Origin of the sequence: Streptomyces sp. P3 (assembly GCF_003032475.1) — a bacterium.
Classification (GTDB): Bacteria; Actinomycetota; Actinomycetes; order Streptomycetales; family Streptomycetaceae; genus Streptomyces.
In genome coordinates this window covers 3,935,767-3,950,134 of sequence record NZ_CP028369.1, presented here as the reverse complement: position 1 = coordinate 3,950,134, position 14,368 = coordinate 3,935,767, and the positions used below count along the sequence as shown (strand labels likewise).

Annotated in this window: 14 protein-coding genes and 2 pseudogenes; 8 read left to right on the top strand and 8 right to left on the bottom strand. The window is 68.7% G+C overall.

Annotation, left to right across the window (positions count from 1 at the left end):
• Nucleotides 1-53: 53 nt before the first annotated feature.
• Both C6376_RS17735 and C6376_RS17730 read right to left on the bottom strand, forming a co-directional pair.
• Nucleotides 54-1,526, bottom strand: a complete 1,473-nt coding sequence (locus tag C6376_RS17735; RefSeq protein ID WP_107444304.1) for an APC family permease — start codon at nucleotides 1,524-1,526, stop codon at nucleotides 54-56.
• Between the two features lie 148 nt (nucleotides 1,527-1,674).
• Nucleotides 1,675-2,367, bottom strand: coding sequence for a GntR family transcriptional regulator (locus tag C6376_RS17730; RefSeq protein ID WP_319595700.1), 693 nt, complete (start codon nucleotides 2,365-2,367; stop codon nucleotides 1,675-1,677).
• Between the two features lie 251 nt (nucleotides 2,368-2,618).
• Between C6376_RS17730 and C6376_RS17725 the strand changes: the two genes are divergently transcribed.
• The 5 genes from C6376_RS17725 (at nucleotide 2,619) to C6376_RS17705 (ending at nucleotide 7,069) form a co-directional block, all read left to right on the top strand.
• Nucleotides 2,619-4,085 carry an amino acid permease gene (locus tag C6376_RS17725; protein ID WP_107444302.1) on the top strand — a complete coding sequence of 489 codons (1,467 nt, stop codon included), beginning with the start codon at nucleotides 2,619-2,621 and terminating at the stop codon, nucleotides 4,083-4,085.
• Between the two features lie 485 nt (nucleotides 4,086-4,570).
• Nucleotides 4,571-5,044, top strand: coding sequence for a hypothetical protein (locus C6376_RS45295; protein WP_254075987.1), 474 nt, complete (start codon nucleotides 4,571-4,573; stop codon nucleotides 5,042-5,044).
• Complete coding sequence (locus C6376_RS17715) at nucleotides 5,044-5,355, top strand: hypothetical protein (RefSeq protein ID WP_107444301.1); 312 nt, start codon at nucleotides 5,044-5,046, stop codon at nucleotides 5,353-5,355. The genes C6376_RS45295 and C6376_RS17715 overlap by 1 nt, the downstream gene beginning before the upstream one ends.
• A 130-nt stretch (nucleotides 5,356-5,485) precedes the next feature.
• Nucleotides 5,486-6,601 carry a restriction endonuclease fold toxin-2 domain-containing protein gene (locus C6376_RS17710; protein ID WP_107444300.1) on the top strand — a complete coding sequence of 372 codons (1,116 nt, stop codon included), beginning with the start codon at nucleotides 5,486-5,488 and terminating at the stop codon, nucleotides 6,599-6,601.
• A 15-nt stretch (nucleotides 6,602-6,616) separates the two neighbouring features.
• Nucleotides 6,617-7,069 (top strand): hypothetical protein, encoded by a 453-nt coding sequence (locus C6376_RS17705; protein ID WP_107444299.1) that lies wholly within the window; start codon nucleotides 6,617-6,619, stop codon nucleotides 7,067-7,069.
• Between the two features lie 162 nt (nucleotides 7,070-7,231).
• Here the strand turns inward: C6376_RS17705 and C6376_RS46410 are convergent.
• Nucleotides 7,232-7,348 (bottom strand): annotated as a pseudogene (locus tag C6376_RS46410) (hypothetical protein); the annotation flags it as partial.
• Between the two features lie 194 nt (nucleotides 7,349-7,542).
• On the opposite strand from C6376_RS46410, the pseudogene C6376_RS17700 reads away from it, so the two are divergent.
• The 3 genes and pseudogenes from C6376_RS17700 to C6376_RS46150 all read left to right on the top strand — a co-directional run.
• Nucleotides 7,543-7,917 (top strand): annotated as a pseudogene (locus tag C6376_RS17700) (ATP-binding protein); the annotation flags it as partial.
• Between the two features lie 305 nt (nucleotides 7,918-8,222).
• Nucleotides 8,223-8,912, top strand: coding sequence for a hypothetical protein (locus tag C6376_RS17695; RefSeq protein ID WP_107444298.1), 690 nt, complete (start codon nucleotides 8,223-8,225; stop codon nucleotides 8,910-8,912).
• Nucleotides 8,905-9,039 carry a hypothetical protein gene (locus tag C6376_RS46150; RefSeq protein WP_301554699.1) on the top strand — a complete coding sequence of 45 codons (135 nt, stop codon included), beginning with the start codon at nucleotides 8,905-8,907 and terminating at the stop codon, nucleotides 9,037-9,039. The genes C6376_RS17695 and C6376_RS46150 overlap by 8 nt, the downstream gene beginning before the upstream one ends.
• Nucleotides 9,040-9,868: 829 nt before the next feature.
• Here the strand turns inward: C6376_RS46150 and C6376_RS17690 are convergent.
• From C6376_RS17690 to C6376_RS17665, 5 genes are all read right to left on the bottom strand, one after another.
• The gene (locus C6376_RS17690; RefSeq protein WP_173985669.1) at nucleotides 9,869-10,354 is read right to left on the bottom strand and encodes a hypothetical protein; all 486 of its coding nucleotides are present in this window, start codon (nucleotides 10,352-10,354) and stop codon (nucleotides 9,869-9,871) included.
• Nucleotides 10,351-10,680 (bottom strand): ribbon-helix-helix protein, CopG family, encoded by a 330-nt coding sequence (locus C6376_RS17685; protein WP_107444297.1) that lies wholly within the window; start codon nucleotides 10,678-10,680, stop codon nucleotides 10,351-10,353. Before C6376_RS17685 ends, C6376_RS17690 begins: the two co-directional genes overlap by 4 nt.
• 568 nt (nucleotides 10,681-11,248) lie before the next feature.
• On the bottom strand, nucleotides 11,249-11,587 hold the full coding sequence (locus tag C6376_RS17675) for a hypothetical protein (RefSeq protein WP_107444296.1): 339 nt from the start codon (nucleotides 11,585-11,587) through the stop codon (nucleotides 11,249-11,251).
• A gap of 241 nt (nucleotides 11,588-11,828) precedes the next feature.
• Nucleotides 11,829-13,091 (bottom strand): site-specific integrase, encoded by a 1,263-nt coding sequence (locus tag C6376_RS17670; RefSeq protein WP_107444295.1) that lies wholly within the window; start codon nucleotides 13,089-13,091, stop codon nucleotides 11,829-11,831.
• Between the two features lie 127 nt (nucleotides 13,092-13,218).
• Complete coding sequence (locus tag C6376_RS17665; RefSeq protein WP_067020103.1) at nucleotides 13,219-13,497, bottom strand: helix-turn-helix domain-containing protein; 279 nt, start codon at nucleotides 13,495-13,497, stop codon at nucleotides 13,219-13,221.
• Nucleotides 13,498-14,368: the final 871 nt, after the last annotated feature.

Below are 14,368 nucleotides of genomic sequence, written 5' to 3'. Positions count from 1 at the left end.
CCTTCCTTCAGGGAATCGCCGGGCAGGACGAGCGGCGGCCGCCGTCGCGGCGCTCACTCCGCGTCGGCGACGACCGAGCCGACCCGGTCGGCCAGGCCCGGGTCGCGTCGGACCAGGAGCGTCGCGTAGCAGACGGCCGCGACGAGGGTGGCCAGCGCCGCGTACGGGAACCAGCTGTACGGGGCGGGCTGTCCCGGCTTGGCGAGGTAGTACAGCGGGACCAGCACGGCGAGGGCGCCCGCCGCGGGCAGCACCACGTGCCGCACGATCCGGAACTCCTGCGGACGGTACCTGCGGTAGTACAGCGGCAGCGCGATGTTGGACGCGAGGTAGACCAGCAGGATCAGGATGGCGCCCAGGGTCGACGACTCGGCGAAGAACACCACCGGGTTCATCTGACCGCCCTCGGCCCCGAGCACATGCCCCAGGCCCCAGCCGAGGATGATCAGCAGCGCGGTCGCGGCGAAGGTGACGATCGCGTTGTTCGGCGTACGGCGCGTGGGGTGCACGTAGCCGAAGAAGGACGGGAGAAGCCCCTCGCGCCCCGCGTTGAAGACCAGCCTGGCCTGGGAGTTGATGCCGGCGATCAGCGCGCCGAGGGTGGAGGTCAGGCCGCCGACGTAGGCGAGGAGGGCGAGCGCCCCCAGCGTGTGCTGGGCGACGTCGATGAAGGGGATGCGGGAGTCGCCGAGCCGCTGCACGTCGTAGCCGAAGCCGGTGACGGTGGCGTAGGCGAAGAGGATGTAGCTCACCGTCATGATCGCGACGGACGAGAACACGGCGCGGCCGACGTTGCGCCGCGGGTTCTCCGTCTCCTCGGCCAGCGCCGCCGAGTTCTCCCAGCCGATGAACAGGTACACCGCCAGCGGGAAGCCCGCCGCGAGACCCTTGACGCCGTGGGTGAGATGGGAGGGCAGGAACGGTGCCGCGGAGAGATCGCCGCGGTGCTCGAAGACCGCCGCGACCGACACCACGACCAGGACGAGCATCTCGACGACGAAGAAGTAGCCCGCCCACTTGGTGGAGACCACGATCCCGCGCAGCATCAGCACCACCGACAGGCCGGTCAGCAGCACCGTCCAGATGATCCACGGCAGGTCGACGCCGGTGTAGTGGTTCAGGGTGATCTGCATGAACCCGCCGGAGATCGCGATGACGGAGGCCATGGCGATGATGTAGCCGAGTCCCGCGAGCAACGCCGTGGTCACCGCGCTGACCGGCCCGAAGGTCTTGCCCACGAAGGTGGTGAAGCTGCCCGCCGAGGGGTGCGCCCGGGAGAACTCGGCCAGCGTGTTGCCGAACAGCGCGACCGCCGCGCCCGCCGCCATGATGGTCAGCGGGGAGGCCACGCCCGCCGTGGTGGCGAGGAAGGCGAAGCCGAAGAAGAAGCTCATGGCCGGGCCGACGTTGGCCATCGTGGCCGCGGCGATGTCCGCCATGCCGAGGACGCCGCCGCGCAGGCGCTGGGGCGTGCCGTCGGCGCGGCCCGAAGCCGGCGACGGTCCGGCGGTTCCGGACTCGGCCATGGCGCCAACTCCCTTCCGAGAAGTCGGTTCGGTTCGGTTCGGCTCTGCAAGGTCAGTTCGGTGCGGCTGCGGGGTACGAGCGGTTCGGGTCTATGGGGGTCCCTGCGGCTCGGGTCTGCGAGGGTCCCTGCGGTTCGGGTCTGTGGGGTCAGTCCGGTTCGGTTCTGAGGGGCGAAGCCGGTTCGGTTCTGAGAGGCGAAGCCGGTTCGGCGTGCCGGTGTGCCTTCACCGCCCCTACCGCCGGGGCCATCGCGCCGCGGCCGAGTTCGTCGAGCAGGTCCAGGTGGCAGCGGTTGCGGGCCCGTACGACCGCGGGGTCCGGCGCGGGCCCCAGCAGGCACTGCTTGCCGAGCAGGTCAGCGGCGAACTCCCTGATCCCGGCGCCGCCGAGGGTCTCCGCGAGGTCGAGGTGGAAGCGGGTCTCGAGTTCGAGCAGCCGGGCCGGGTCGTCGGCCAGGTCCATCTCCTCGACGAGTGCCCGCAGCCCGTCGAGCCGGCCGTCGGGCAGCTCGCCCGCGGTGTGCGCGACGAGCCCGCATTCGAGCAGCAGCTGGAAGGAGTCCAGGGCGGCCGCCTCGTCGGCGTCGTACATCACGGCGACGACCGCGTCCCAGTCGGCGGCGATGAAGGTCCCGCCGGCCCGGCCGCGACGGCGGTCGAGCAGGCCGTCCTGGCACATGACCTCCAGCGCGCGTCGCACGGTGATCTCACTGATCCCGAGCTCCTCGGCGAGGACCCCCGCGTCCGGCAGCCGGTCCCCCGGCGAGACGGACCGCAGCCGCACCCGCAGGGCGATCCGGGACCGGACGAGCTCCGCTCCTGTGGGACCCCGGCCGGCCAGGACGCGCGTGTCCCAGCCGCTGTAGGGGCCGAACTTGCCCGGTGCATTCACCACGGCGCCACCTTAACGGCCTGGCGAGCGGGGTCACGGTGTGGTCCACAGAGGCTCCCGGAAGAGAGGGTTCCGCGCTGCACGAAAAATAGAGCAAGGTGAACAGTTAAACAAGTCTTGTTTTTTTCGATCGTACTGAACTAATTTCCAGACGCTCCTGGTCCGTCCTCCCTGTCCGTTCTCCCTCCATGGATGTCGAGATGACCACAACCGTCCCCAAAACCCCTCCCGCCGAGTCCGGCGAGCCCGGCGGCTCCGGCGGCTCCGGCGGCCTTCAGGCCGGGCTCAAGAACCGCCACCTGTCGATGATCGCGATCGGCGGTGTCATCGGCGCCGGTCTGTTCGTCGGCTCGGGCTCCGGCATCGCCGCCGCCGGCCCCGGCATCCTCGTCTCCTACGCGCTCGTCGGCGTCCTCGTCGTCCTCGTGATGCGCATGCTCGGCGAGATGGCCGCGGCCAATCCCACCTCCGGTTCGTTCTCCGCCTACGCGGACCGCGCGCTGGGCCGCTGGGCCGGGTTCACCATCGGCTGGCTGTACTGGTTCTTCTGGGTCGTGGTGCTCGCCGTCGAGGCGACCGCCGGCGCGAAGATCCTGGCCGGCTGGATCCCCGCGGTGCCGCAGTGGGGCTGGGCCCTGATCGTCATGATCGTCCTGACCGCCACCAACCTGGTCTCGGTCAGCTCCTACGGCGAGTTCGAGTTCTGGTTCGCCGGCATCAAGGTCGTCGCCATCGCCGCGTTCATCGTGCTCGGCGGCCTGGCGATCTTCGGACTGCTGCCCGGCTCCGACCACCCGGCGAGCGGCTTCTCCAACCTCACCGCACACGGCGGCTTCCTCCCCAACGGCCCCGGCGCGATCCTCACCGGCGTCCTGATGGTCGTCTTCTCCTTCATGGGCAGCGAGATCGTCACCCTGGCCGCGGGCGAGACCGCCGACCCGCGGGCCGCCGTCACCAAGGCCACCAACAGCGTGATCTGGCGGATCGCGGTGTTCTACCTGGGCTCCATCCTGATCGTGGTGTCGCTGCTGCGCTGGGACGACCCGGCGATCCTCAAGGACGGGTCGTACGTCGCCGCCCTCAGCTCCATCGGCATCCCGCACGCCGCCCAGATCATGAACACCATCGTGCTGACCTCGGTGCTGTCCTGCCTCAACTCGGGCCTCTACACCGCCTCGCGCATGGCGTTCTCGCTCGGCCGCCGCAACGACGCCCCGGCCGCCTTCGGACAGACCACGGACCGCGGCGTGCCCCGCACGGCCATCCTCGCCTCGGTGGTCTTCGGCTTCGTCGCCGTCGCCTTCAACTACCTCTGGCCCGACACGGTCTTCCAGTTCCTGCTCAACGCCTCCGGCGCGATCGCCCTGTTCGTCTGGCTGGTGATCTGCTTCTCCCAGCTGCGGATGCGCAAGATCATCGAGCGGGAGTCACCGGAGAAGCTGGTCGTCCGTATGTGGCTCTACCCCTACCTGACCTGGGCGACCATCGCCCTGATCACCTTCGTCCTCGGCTACATGCTCACCGACACGGCCGACGGCGGCGGCCGCGACCAGGTGGTCCTGTCCACGGCGGTGGCCGCGGGCGTGGTGCTCTTCGCGGTGGTGCGCGGTCGCCTGTCGGCGAAGACGAAAGCGCGGGAAACCGCCGACCAGGCTCCCCCGGCCTGACACACCGAATACCGAACAGGGGGACTCCTCCCGTCCGGTTCAGGCCCCCGGCGGACTGCCGTCCGCCGGGGGCCTGCTCCGTCTGTTGTCGACGACTTCCCGAGGACCGACACGAACGCGACGGGCCACGCGACCGATCGTGCAACCGACCCTGCGATCCAGCGCTGCGACCGATCCCGCAACCGTTCCCGCAAGCGGTCGACCCCGGTTGTGCGCGACTGGTCAGGACCCTGTGCCAACCGGGCCACGGGCGGAGCGGCGAGGTTCCGGCGCACAGCCCACCAGCGGCATGATCGACTGGCTGTTCGAGATGACGGACCAAGGGGGAACAGGTTGTCTTTCGAAGAGGAACGGGCCCAGTTGAAGGCCGACGCCCTGGCGCGTCAGCAGAGCGGCACGCACCCCGGCATGCAGATCGACCAGATCCCGGCGGACGGTGGCGGCGGAGCCGGCTCCCCGGCCGCCGATTCAAGCGCCTCCACGACATGCTGGTGGCGGTCGACCCGTCCGCCGAGCGGGCCGAGAAGCACACCCGGTGGAAGAGCGAGGGCAGTCAGCACTACGAGGCCCGGCTCACCGAGGGGCGCAAGCTGCTCGCACAGCTCGCCGAGGGCTACGACAAGGCCGCCGGCGCACTGCGCGGTTACGCGTTCGTGCTCCAGGTCGCCAAAGCCCACTACTCCAACAGCAAGGCGAACGAGCAGTCCCTCGCGGACCTGATCCACACCAAGGGCACGGTGATCACCCGGGACGCCCATGAGGCGGAGCCGATGCGCCAGTGGGAGGACATGGCGGAGAGCGAGTTCGCCGACGTGCCTGCCGAGGAGATGACACCGGCCCAGTACCAGGAGCTCGCCGCCCGCTACGACGGCGGACCGTACTGGCGGACCGAGGACGCCCAGGCCTACGGGCGCGGATTCGCGAACGACCTGACCGACGCAAGGAACGCACTGCGCTGATGACCACTCCTTCCCCCGTGGACGACGACCGCGGCTGCCTCCGCGCGGTCCTCGCCGTCCCCCTCACCCTGCTCACCCTGATCGCCGCGTACTTCTGCCGGACGGCGCTGACCATCACGCCGTCCGGCCCCTGGGACGACGACGCCTACGCCGGGATCACCCTGTCGTGCGTCCTCACCCTCGCGTCCGCCGCAACCGCGGCGGCACTGTGGCTGGCGCCGTCGATACGCAGAACCCTGCCCTGGTGGTGGCTGCTCCCAGCCCTGCTCCTGGGCACGGTGGCGGCAGCGCGGTGGGCGACGGGCGGCTAGAGGCCGACCGCACTTCGGCTCGGGGGCTTGCGAATCTGCCGTCGCACTGACAGCGCGACGGCAAGTTTCCACCACGTCACTTGTCCACGAAGGGGACGGTTTCCTGCACGACGCGGTCCGTCGTCAGAAGATGATGGTGCGCTTCCTGGAGGACGCCCAGGCGTACGCGCACACGGCCGACCGCGCTCATTCCGGGGAGGCCGCGGACGCGTTCCGCGCCTACTTCCGAGGATTCGTCGGCTTCGCCGAACCACCCGAACGGGCCCAGCCCGACGAGACGTTGGTCGCCAACCTCGTGGCGGCGTGCAACCAGCTCGCCAAGGCCTGCGACCGGTATGCGGATCACGTCGAAGCGGCGAAGCGGAAGATCACCCGGAACAACCTGGACCCCTTCCACGTCGAGATGACCTGGAACCAGCCGATGTTCGGCGGCAACGGCGACGACGGAGGGCTCCTCGACACGGTGCTCGGCGATCCCTGGATCCACCAGCTCGGCGATATCGCCCATGCCCTGGACTCGTCCGAGAAGCGTGTCAAACTCCCCCAGGGGTCGGATGCTCCTCCTGGACTTCACGTGCCGCCGCTTCTTCCGGTGCCCGTTCCCATACCTGTGCCGCTGGTCGTCGCCTCCTTCCACGTCCAGCCGCCGGCCATCCTTCCTGCGATCAACAGGGTCGATCCATCCATTCCCGGGCAGGACCCCATCTTTCCGGTGCCCGGCACGACCCGTCTGCTCACACCGGGACAGCAGCCGGCGTTCCGTACCTGGCTGAACTCGCTCAACACGGGGGGATTCGCCGGCGGCGGCGGCACCACGAACCCCGACAACGCCTATCAACTGCGCGTCTCGGGCTACCCGGAGCGCGAGGTGCCGCTGGTCGGTCGCAAACAGGGGCTCATGGTGGACGGGATACGCCCCGTCGACGGCTACCTCGTCGAGGCGAAACACGTCCGCGACCCGGACTGCGCGAAGCGCAGCTTTCGCAGCATTGAGCGCGTCAACGAGACACTCGCAAAGCCCGTGAAGGTCGATGACAAGGGGAACCCGAAGTGGGACCCGCTGATCGACGGCATGTACCGGGGTGACGAGTCGGAGCTGCGCCGGTACAAGAGCGCGATGGCCAACCCGGCGAACTCGGAGATCCGCGGCCTTGAGATCGTGACCAACGGCAAGGACAACGCGGCCTACTGGGAGTCGATGATCGCCATGAACGGCGTCACCGGTTCCGCACGGTACGTGCCCTGAGAGTGAAGGACTTCTGTGGCAGTCGAGCACACGTTGCGGTCGAACTTCGTCTTCGCACCTCCCGAGGACACCCCAGCCGCATGGCAGACGAGTCTGGAGACGTTCAGGGACGCGCTGGAGCGGGCTTTCCCCGATGCCTTTCTGGAGACGAACACCTCCGGCCTCCGTGATGTGCCTGTCCTGGACTTCGAGATCGAGGTGGCGCCGGAGGTCTTCGTCACGGGTACGGCTGCCATGCCTGCCTCGGACTACGCCCACGTCAGCATCATCGACGTGACCGCCGACACGGCCGCCTTGTTCGCCCACTGGCTCCGCGACTCGTACGTCCCGTCCCCCGCGAGTGTGCGATTCCTGAGCAGTTTCGTGATGGAGAACGGTGACGAGACACCCTGGGCAGTCCCGTCGACGGGCAACGCCGCAGAGATCGCGGCTGTACTGCGCAGCCACCTGGCCGCGGCCGACGCTTGACAGCCTTTCCCAGGCAAAGCCCCGGACGGCCTGAGATCGGTCCGAAGATCGGTAGCGTGATGTGAGACGCGAGCCATGTAGGGCCATGAGAGGGAGACCGCCGGCCTTCGGCGCAACTTTCGCAGCGAGTACGGCCTCCCTCGACTGGCGAAAGCGAAAGCGTCACTCGTTGTCATCCCCGTCATCGTCCGCCAACCGCGAGAGATGCAGGATGAGGGGCATGCCCAGGCCATCGCGGGCCTCTCGGTAGTCCTCGCTGAAACGCTGCTGGTGCACGAACGCCGCCCAGGCCCATCCGCGGCCATCTCCGGTTCCGTACCCGCGCTGTTCGCCGTCCTACAGCCGACGACACCCAGCGTGACGCATGAACCGTCACACCGTCCTCGGAATGTGCTCGTATGCTGACGCAGCGTACGGACCGCACCTCTGGAACGCGCCCACGCGCACCCGACACCGTGGCCCCATGAACGCGACTGAACGCGACTACACCCGAACTCGCCGCCACCGTAGACACGTTCGCCCAGCTCCTTTCATCCACCCGTCGCGGAGCCCGGCTCGCTCGTCTCCTCGCCGCCGAGCAGCTCCGCGCGTGGCCGGTGCCACCCGGCGTCACCGAGCGTGGCGAGCAGATCGTGGCCGAACTCGCCGCCAACGCCGCCCTGCACGGTCGCGTCAACAGCCGCGACTTCCGGCTCACCCTCACCCTCGACACCACAGCCGGCCTGCTCCGTATCGCCGTCACCGACGCCCGGGGCGAGCAACTCCCATCGCCGCCTGCGGAATGCGGTACGCCCCTGGACGCCGGGTCCGACCGCGGCCGCTTCCTGGTCACCGCCCCCGCCGACCGCTGAGGCGTCGAGCCCTACCCGCCAGGCGGCAAGACGGTCTGGGCCGAATGCGCCTGCGAGACCCCCGGCCCGGACACACACAGCGGGCGGCGCTGACCACGACACAGCTGGGCGTGGGGGTCGGTCAGGGCGTGACGAGACGGTATGCGCCGATACGGCGCCCCTGGGAGGTGCTGACAGTGATCTCGCAGTCGATGAGGCGGACCGCAGCGCCGAGTCTCGACAGATAGGAGCTGTGGAAAACGCTCCAGAACTGGCTGCCTGAGTGGGAGACTTGGGACCGAACGACCCAAGGAGCCCAAGGCATGACAACAGCCGCCCCCGACGAGCCGGATCCGGCAGCAGCCGTACGTGGGCAGCGAGTCCTCGCCCTCCTGGACAAGGCAATCGACAGCCAGAGCCTGCTGGTGCGCAAGAACATAGCCCGGGCCCGTCAGCGGAACCCAGAGGCGACACCAGCACAGGTAATCCGCAATCTGGAGCGGATGTACGTCAGCGCCTTGACCGGCACTGGTGCCGCAGTGGGAGGAACCGCGGCCGCGCCCGGCGTCGGTACGGGAGTCGCACTGGCGCTGTCGGCAGGCGAGGCTCTGTCATCTCTTGAGCTGAGCGCCCTCTTCGCGCTTTCGCTCGCCGAAGTCCACGGAGTCCCCATCGACGAGGTCGAGCGCCGCCGAACGATCGTGATGGGGATCATGCTCGGCGGGAGCGGCTCCACCACCATCACCAAGGTCGCCGAGCGTACGGGGCAGCACTGGGGACGTCAGGTGGTCGCCAAGGTGCCAGTCGAGACGTTGCGTCAGATCAACAAGGTCCTGGGGAGGAACTTCGTCACGAAGTACGGGACCAAGCAGGGAATCATCGTTCTCGGTCGCGTGGCACCGTTCGGTATCGGCGCTGTGATCGGTGGTGGCGCCAACGCTGCCATGGCCACTCTGGCTGTGCGGGCCGGTCGTCGCGCCTTCGGCCCACCTCCGACGTCCTGGGATGACTGACGCGCAGCACACCGCCGACGTCCGAGAACTCGCCTGGCTGACCCTCGGTGCACTGAAGGGCGTCCTGCACCCTGCCTCCGCCACCGAAGTCGACCACGGCACCTGCACCCCGCCGCGCGACACCTGATGGAGCTCCGACCAAGGGGGTGCTTGTGGGCGGCGGAAGGTTCAACCGCACGTGTTTGAAGTGCCGCAACTCCATCAAGGTCGACCAGGACGGCCGCGTGGTCGCCCATGACAGGCCACTGAGTCGTCTCCCCTGCTACGCCTCCGGTCGGCTCGCCACGCTCGTGTCGGTCGAGTGGGGGCCCGGGCCACGACGCAGCCGACAGATTTCGGGTGGGAGCAAAGGACGCAGGCGTGACCGGCGGGAAAAGACCGAGTACATCAAGCCCCCTGAGTGGATACCGAACTATCGGGGTGAGCACCTGCCGACCATCGGCTTGCCCGCCAAGGGGTGGTTCGGCGTCTGGTTCCCGGCTCACACGATGTGGGAGCACGAGCGGAAACTCTCCAGCTGGGTCGGAAACGATCGATCGTTCCGGTGGGACGGCCGCGAGGGGTGTTGGACGGTCGCCAGCGCTCACTTCCCCGGCGTGAGCCGGGAGCTGCTCCGCAGGCACCCGAGCGTCCTCATCGGCCGTGAGTACAACCCGCGTGAAAGCTGCAACTCGTCCTGCCAGAACGCCCAAGGCTTTCTGTGCACCTGCTCCTGCCGTGCCAACTACCACGGCCGTGGCAAATGGCGAAGCGGGTGGAGGACGCTCGGCGAGTTCAACGGTCGGCGCGCGGGGAAGCCGTGGCACTGGATGGCCGTCAGCGTTTCCGGCTGATCGTTTCGGCACGGCTCGCGGAGCGAGCCTGCGAAGTACCGAGCCCCGAGCGCCCCGCCCTACCGACGACTCGTTCACCGCCTGCGCGACCAGCTGGGTGGGGCGGAGCGCAGCTCCAGAGCCTCAGACGGCAACCACGTGCACGTCCGTCGGCGCGAGGACCGTCAGGTAGGCGTGGATGTCCCCCGGGTCGGTGGTGAAGATCACCGCGCTGCCGTGTCGGGCCGCGGCCAGGGCCACCCAGGCGTCCACCGCGTCCGGGCGCTTCTTCGTCGGCAGGGCCGCCCGTCCCAGAGCGGTGCCGATGCGCCGCCAGTCCGCGAGATCCGGGCCCGTTGCGCAGGCCAGACACTCCGGACGGCCCGCCTTCGTCTCCCGCATGGGCGGCTCGGACGTACGGGCCTGAGGGACCGTGCAGTCTTTCAGGACGCCGGACAGGGCGTGCACCAGCGCCGGTTGGGGGCGCCACACCTGGGCGAGGACCGGTCCGAGCACCAGTGCCCGGTGCGGGACCGTGCGCAGTCCCCCGTGGAGAGCCACCGCCTTCGCCTTGCGGTCCGCGAGTGCGATGAGCATGCCGGTGTCGTAGACCGGCACCCGTGCGCTCACGCGGCGTGTCCCGGACGGCGGCCTTGCCTGTCCCGGCCCTGGACGAGGCCAAGGGCCTCCTCGACCTCGCGGCGTTCCCGCTCCGTCAGTTCCGCGGCCGGTTCCGGGGTGGCTTCGGCGGACAGTCCGTCCGCTGCCCGCTCCGCGCGGGCGATGAGTTCGTCCACCTCGGCGAACTGTTCCTCTATGGCATCGCTCTCGGCCATCTGGCGCGTCGCGGCATGCACCAGGTAGGCCGAGACGTCCATGCCCGCCCGCTCCGCATGCTGCCTGATGCGTTCGGCCTGGTCCTGCTCCAAGCTGATACTGATGCGCGTCTTTGCCACGAAGGCATCGTAATACGCGTATGACGGCGGTGCGAGTGCGGTCGAGGTGGGGAACCGCGCATGCCTCCTATCCCCGGCGCCCCGTCCCGTACCGCCCCGCCCGCGTCTGCCGACGTCCGTTCCGCGCGGCTGACCCGCGGTCCGCCCGGGATCCGTCACCGCGTCCGGGGTGCCAAGGCTTCGATCACCCGCTCGACGTCCTCCCACCATGCACACAACTCCGCCTGCGTGCGGGCCAGTTCGTACCCGTGATAGTGGCAGGCCCGGCTGAGGCCGGCCCAGGTCACCGACCAGCGGCGGGCCGTGTCGGGGTCGGCGTAGGACTCCAGGCACAGGGCCTGGGCGGGCAGCGGGCCAGCTGCGGCGCAGGGCCTCTTCGAGGGCGTGGCGCAGCAGGAGTGCCACGGCGCGCGGCCAGACGCCGGTGGTGGAGGCGGTGGCCGTGGCGAGCAGCCGGTCCGCGCCCTCGAGCAGTTCCTCGGGCGTCGAGGTGGACGGCGGCGGAGGCGGGAGGGCCGCGGGGAGCCGGGGCGGGCGGACGGGCCGGGTGTGGCCGGGCGAATCGTGGTCACAGGGATCGCACCGCCTTCGCGAGGTCCGCGGTGCGGCGGATGATCTCCTCCACGTCGTCCACGGGCACGGCTCCGTGGGAGCCCCTGTTGCACCACCGGATGTGGTCGGTGGCCTGCTGGCCGTAAGCCCGGGTGAGGTCGGTCAGGGCCTCGCCCACCCGGTCGGTCTCACCGTAGAGGGCGAGGGAGACCAGCTCGGTGAGCTTGTGCGCCTTGGCGATGCGTCGCTCGATCTCGTCGTGGGGCAGGCCCGTGCCGAGGAGCCGGCGGCGGGCCGGTTCGAGGAAGGCTGCCTCCAGGGCTGTGCGGCACAGGCCGGCCAGGACCCGCGCCACGACGTCGCCGGGCAGGTCGCGGGTCGGGCGAGCGCCTTCGCGTCGTGCAGCCTAACGCGGCAAGCTCCTGAAAGACCGGAAAGGACCCTCCGACGCAGTTCAGAGGTCCTTCCCAGGCAGAGCTACGGAAGCGGCACACGAGTCGGGCTGTACGCCGGGTTCTGTTCCGCTCAGAAAGCGATCACGCTCTGACCTGCATGTTTGCGGGTATCCGGCGGCTGATCCAACCCTCTGGGACTTCTCAGGGACTTTCGGCCGAGTCCGTGAACCACGCCTCGATGGCGGACAGCCCCCGGGCGCCGGCCTGCGGCATGAAGTGCGTGTACGTCCGGAGCGTGAACGCTGGGTCGGAGTGCCCCATCCACTTCGCGAGCGAGACGATCGACTCACCGGCTTCGAGCATCACCGAGGCGTACGTATGGCGCAAGACGTGGAAGCCGTGCTCGCGACTCGGCTCCCACACGCGCGACGGCTTCTCCCCCGGCTGCCGCTCGGGCAGCGGCGGGATGACTCCCACGTCGGCGAGCGCGGGCTTCCACGCCTTGGTGTTCCAGGTGGTGCGGTTGATCGCGCCGCGCCGGCCGGTGTACACGAGCAACGGGACGGTGACCTTCCGCCGGTCCTCGCGCGCGAGGTCAGGCTCCTCGGGGTCCAGCCACGGCAGGGTGACGTCGATTGGTTCGAAGCGTTCTTGGTGAGTGAGGAGTCGCTTCGCGAGCGTCTTCGGCAGCGGCACATCGCGTTCCTTACCGCCTTTGGGCGGACCGAAGTACAGCCGTGACTTGTACATGAGAATCTGCCGCTCCACGTGGACGAAGTCGCCACGGATATCACCTGGGCTGAAGCCGAACGTCTCACCCTGTCGAAGTCCGCATCCGACGCCGAGGTCGAGCGCGATCTGGTAGCGGTCGGCCAGCGCCTCCCGCACCGCGTCGACACGGTCCTGCTCCCAGGCGCGAGCCTTGCGCTCCGGCTTCTTCGGCGGCTTGATCGAGCTGTTCCCCTTGCACGGGTTGCGGTACAGCCGCTTGTCCTCGACCGCGGCCTGCATGATCGCCTTGAGGTACACCCACGCGACATAGGCAGTGCTCGATGCCACCGCCCTCTGCACGTCGGCCGACCACTTGCGCAGCTCCGCGACGCCGATGTCCCTGAGCGCCAGATCTCCGAGCTGCGGCAGCACCTGCCCCCAGATCCGGTGCCTCATGCTTTCCAACGTCTGAGCGGGGTGCACCTGGGAGGGCCACCAGTGCTTCTCGACGTACTCACGGAGACTGATCGCGCCGTCCCGCGCGTCGACGAAATCTCCTCGACGTGTGTCGGTCTGCGCCTCGGCCAGCCACGCCTTGGCGTCCGCGACCGTATCGAAGGACCGGTCACGGACCCCTGGTATCCCTTTGACGCGGTAACGCGTGCACTTGCCCCATAGTGCAGTGCGTTCGCGCTTGCCCGTCTCCTTGTTCGGCCGCTTCTTGAGCCATCGGTCCTCGATGTAGCCCGCCATGCGCGTCTTCTCCTTGGCCTGGTCATGGTTCTCTCGGCACGACCTGCGTCGCGATCAGACACACAGACGATCTCCGTGCGCATGAAATTCCGAGTGCTGCCGAACTCCTCGGAACCGTTCTCCCAGGTCAAACAGCCCGGCGCCGTTCGCGCTGCTGCGGCGCTTTGCTCAGCGGATTGAGAGCGGGGTTCGACCGGGAGTCCGCCTGCTGCTGTTCGTTGAGCCACGCATCAAGCAGGTCCCGGCGGTACATGACCCTCCCGCCGGGCCCCATCCGGAAGCTGGGCGGCCCTTGCCGGCGGTGTCGCCAGACGTAGAGGGTGTTCACCGAGATGCCCATGTACTTCGCAGTGTCCTGAACGCTAAGGAAGGCAGCCTCAACAGCAGGCTTGGACTGTTTACGCATCACGTGTCTCCGGGATAAGCGCTGCCAAAGCAGCGGACGGTCCGTCTTCCCGCCTACCGCGCGGCGAAGCCGCACGGAAATTGCTGGCGAGCAGGATCAGAATCCGGAGGATCAGCGATTTGGTGCAGCTGTCCCGTGGTGATAGAGCAAGGTATGCGGCCGTCATCTGCTGATTCCGCCCCTGCCCACTCACACATCGTCGGCCTCCGGTCACTCGTCTCCCGACCGATGCCGGCCGACGCACGAGGAGCGCTGGTCCACGACCGACCCACCCTCACCGGGGCCTTCGCCTTCGCTCAATGACCACCGACCAACCCGACCGCGTACCCCGGCAAGTCCTGCTGAGGCTGGAAACCCACCAACGACGCGCTCATGGACGTCACCGCGCACCTCGGCCTGAACAGGGGCCGCAGCAAGCACGGAGGCATCACGAGGACTCTGTCTCTCCTGCCCCTTCGCCTTCGATGAGCGTGGTGACCCGACTAGGGCGCCCGTGATGCACAACCCTCATGGTCACATCGAGCACTTCCACTGCAGCAGGACTTCACAGAGAGTCAGATAGGTCACACGGAACGACCCATTCCGCACCGAAGGGGTACAACCGGCGCCACTGACCTGCCCCTTCGGGAGAACTGGGGCGCGCGCACCGAATCGCACGCCCCATGCTTGCGCCCTGGGCGCCGGCTCTTTGATTACTGAGTGTCGCAACTAGGGGGTAGGCTCAGCGGCTATCTCATCGGCACTCAGCCGATCGGCAGGGACAACTGTGCCCTCGCACGGATATACGGTCCGTCGAGGGCAATGGACTCAAGGAGCAAGCCTTGACTCTGTTCCACCCTATCGCCTCCTACTCGCCGGTCAACAACCGAGG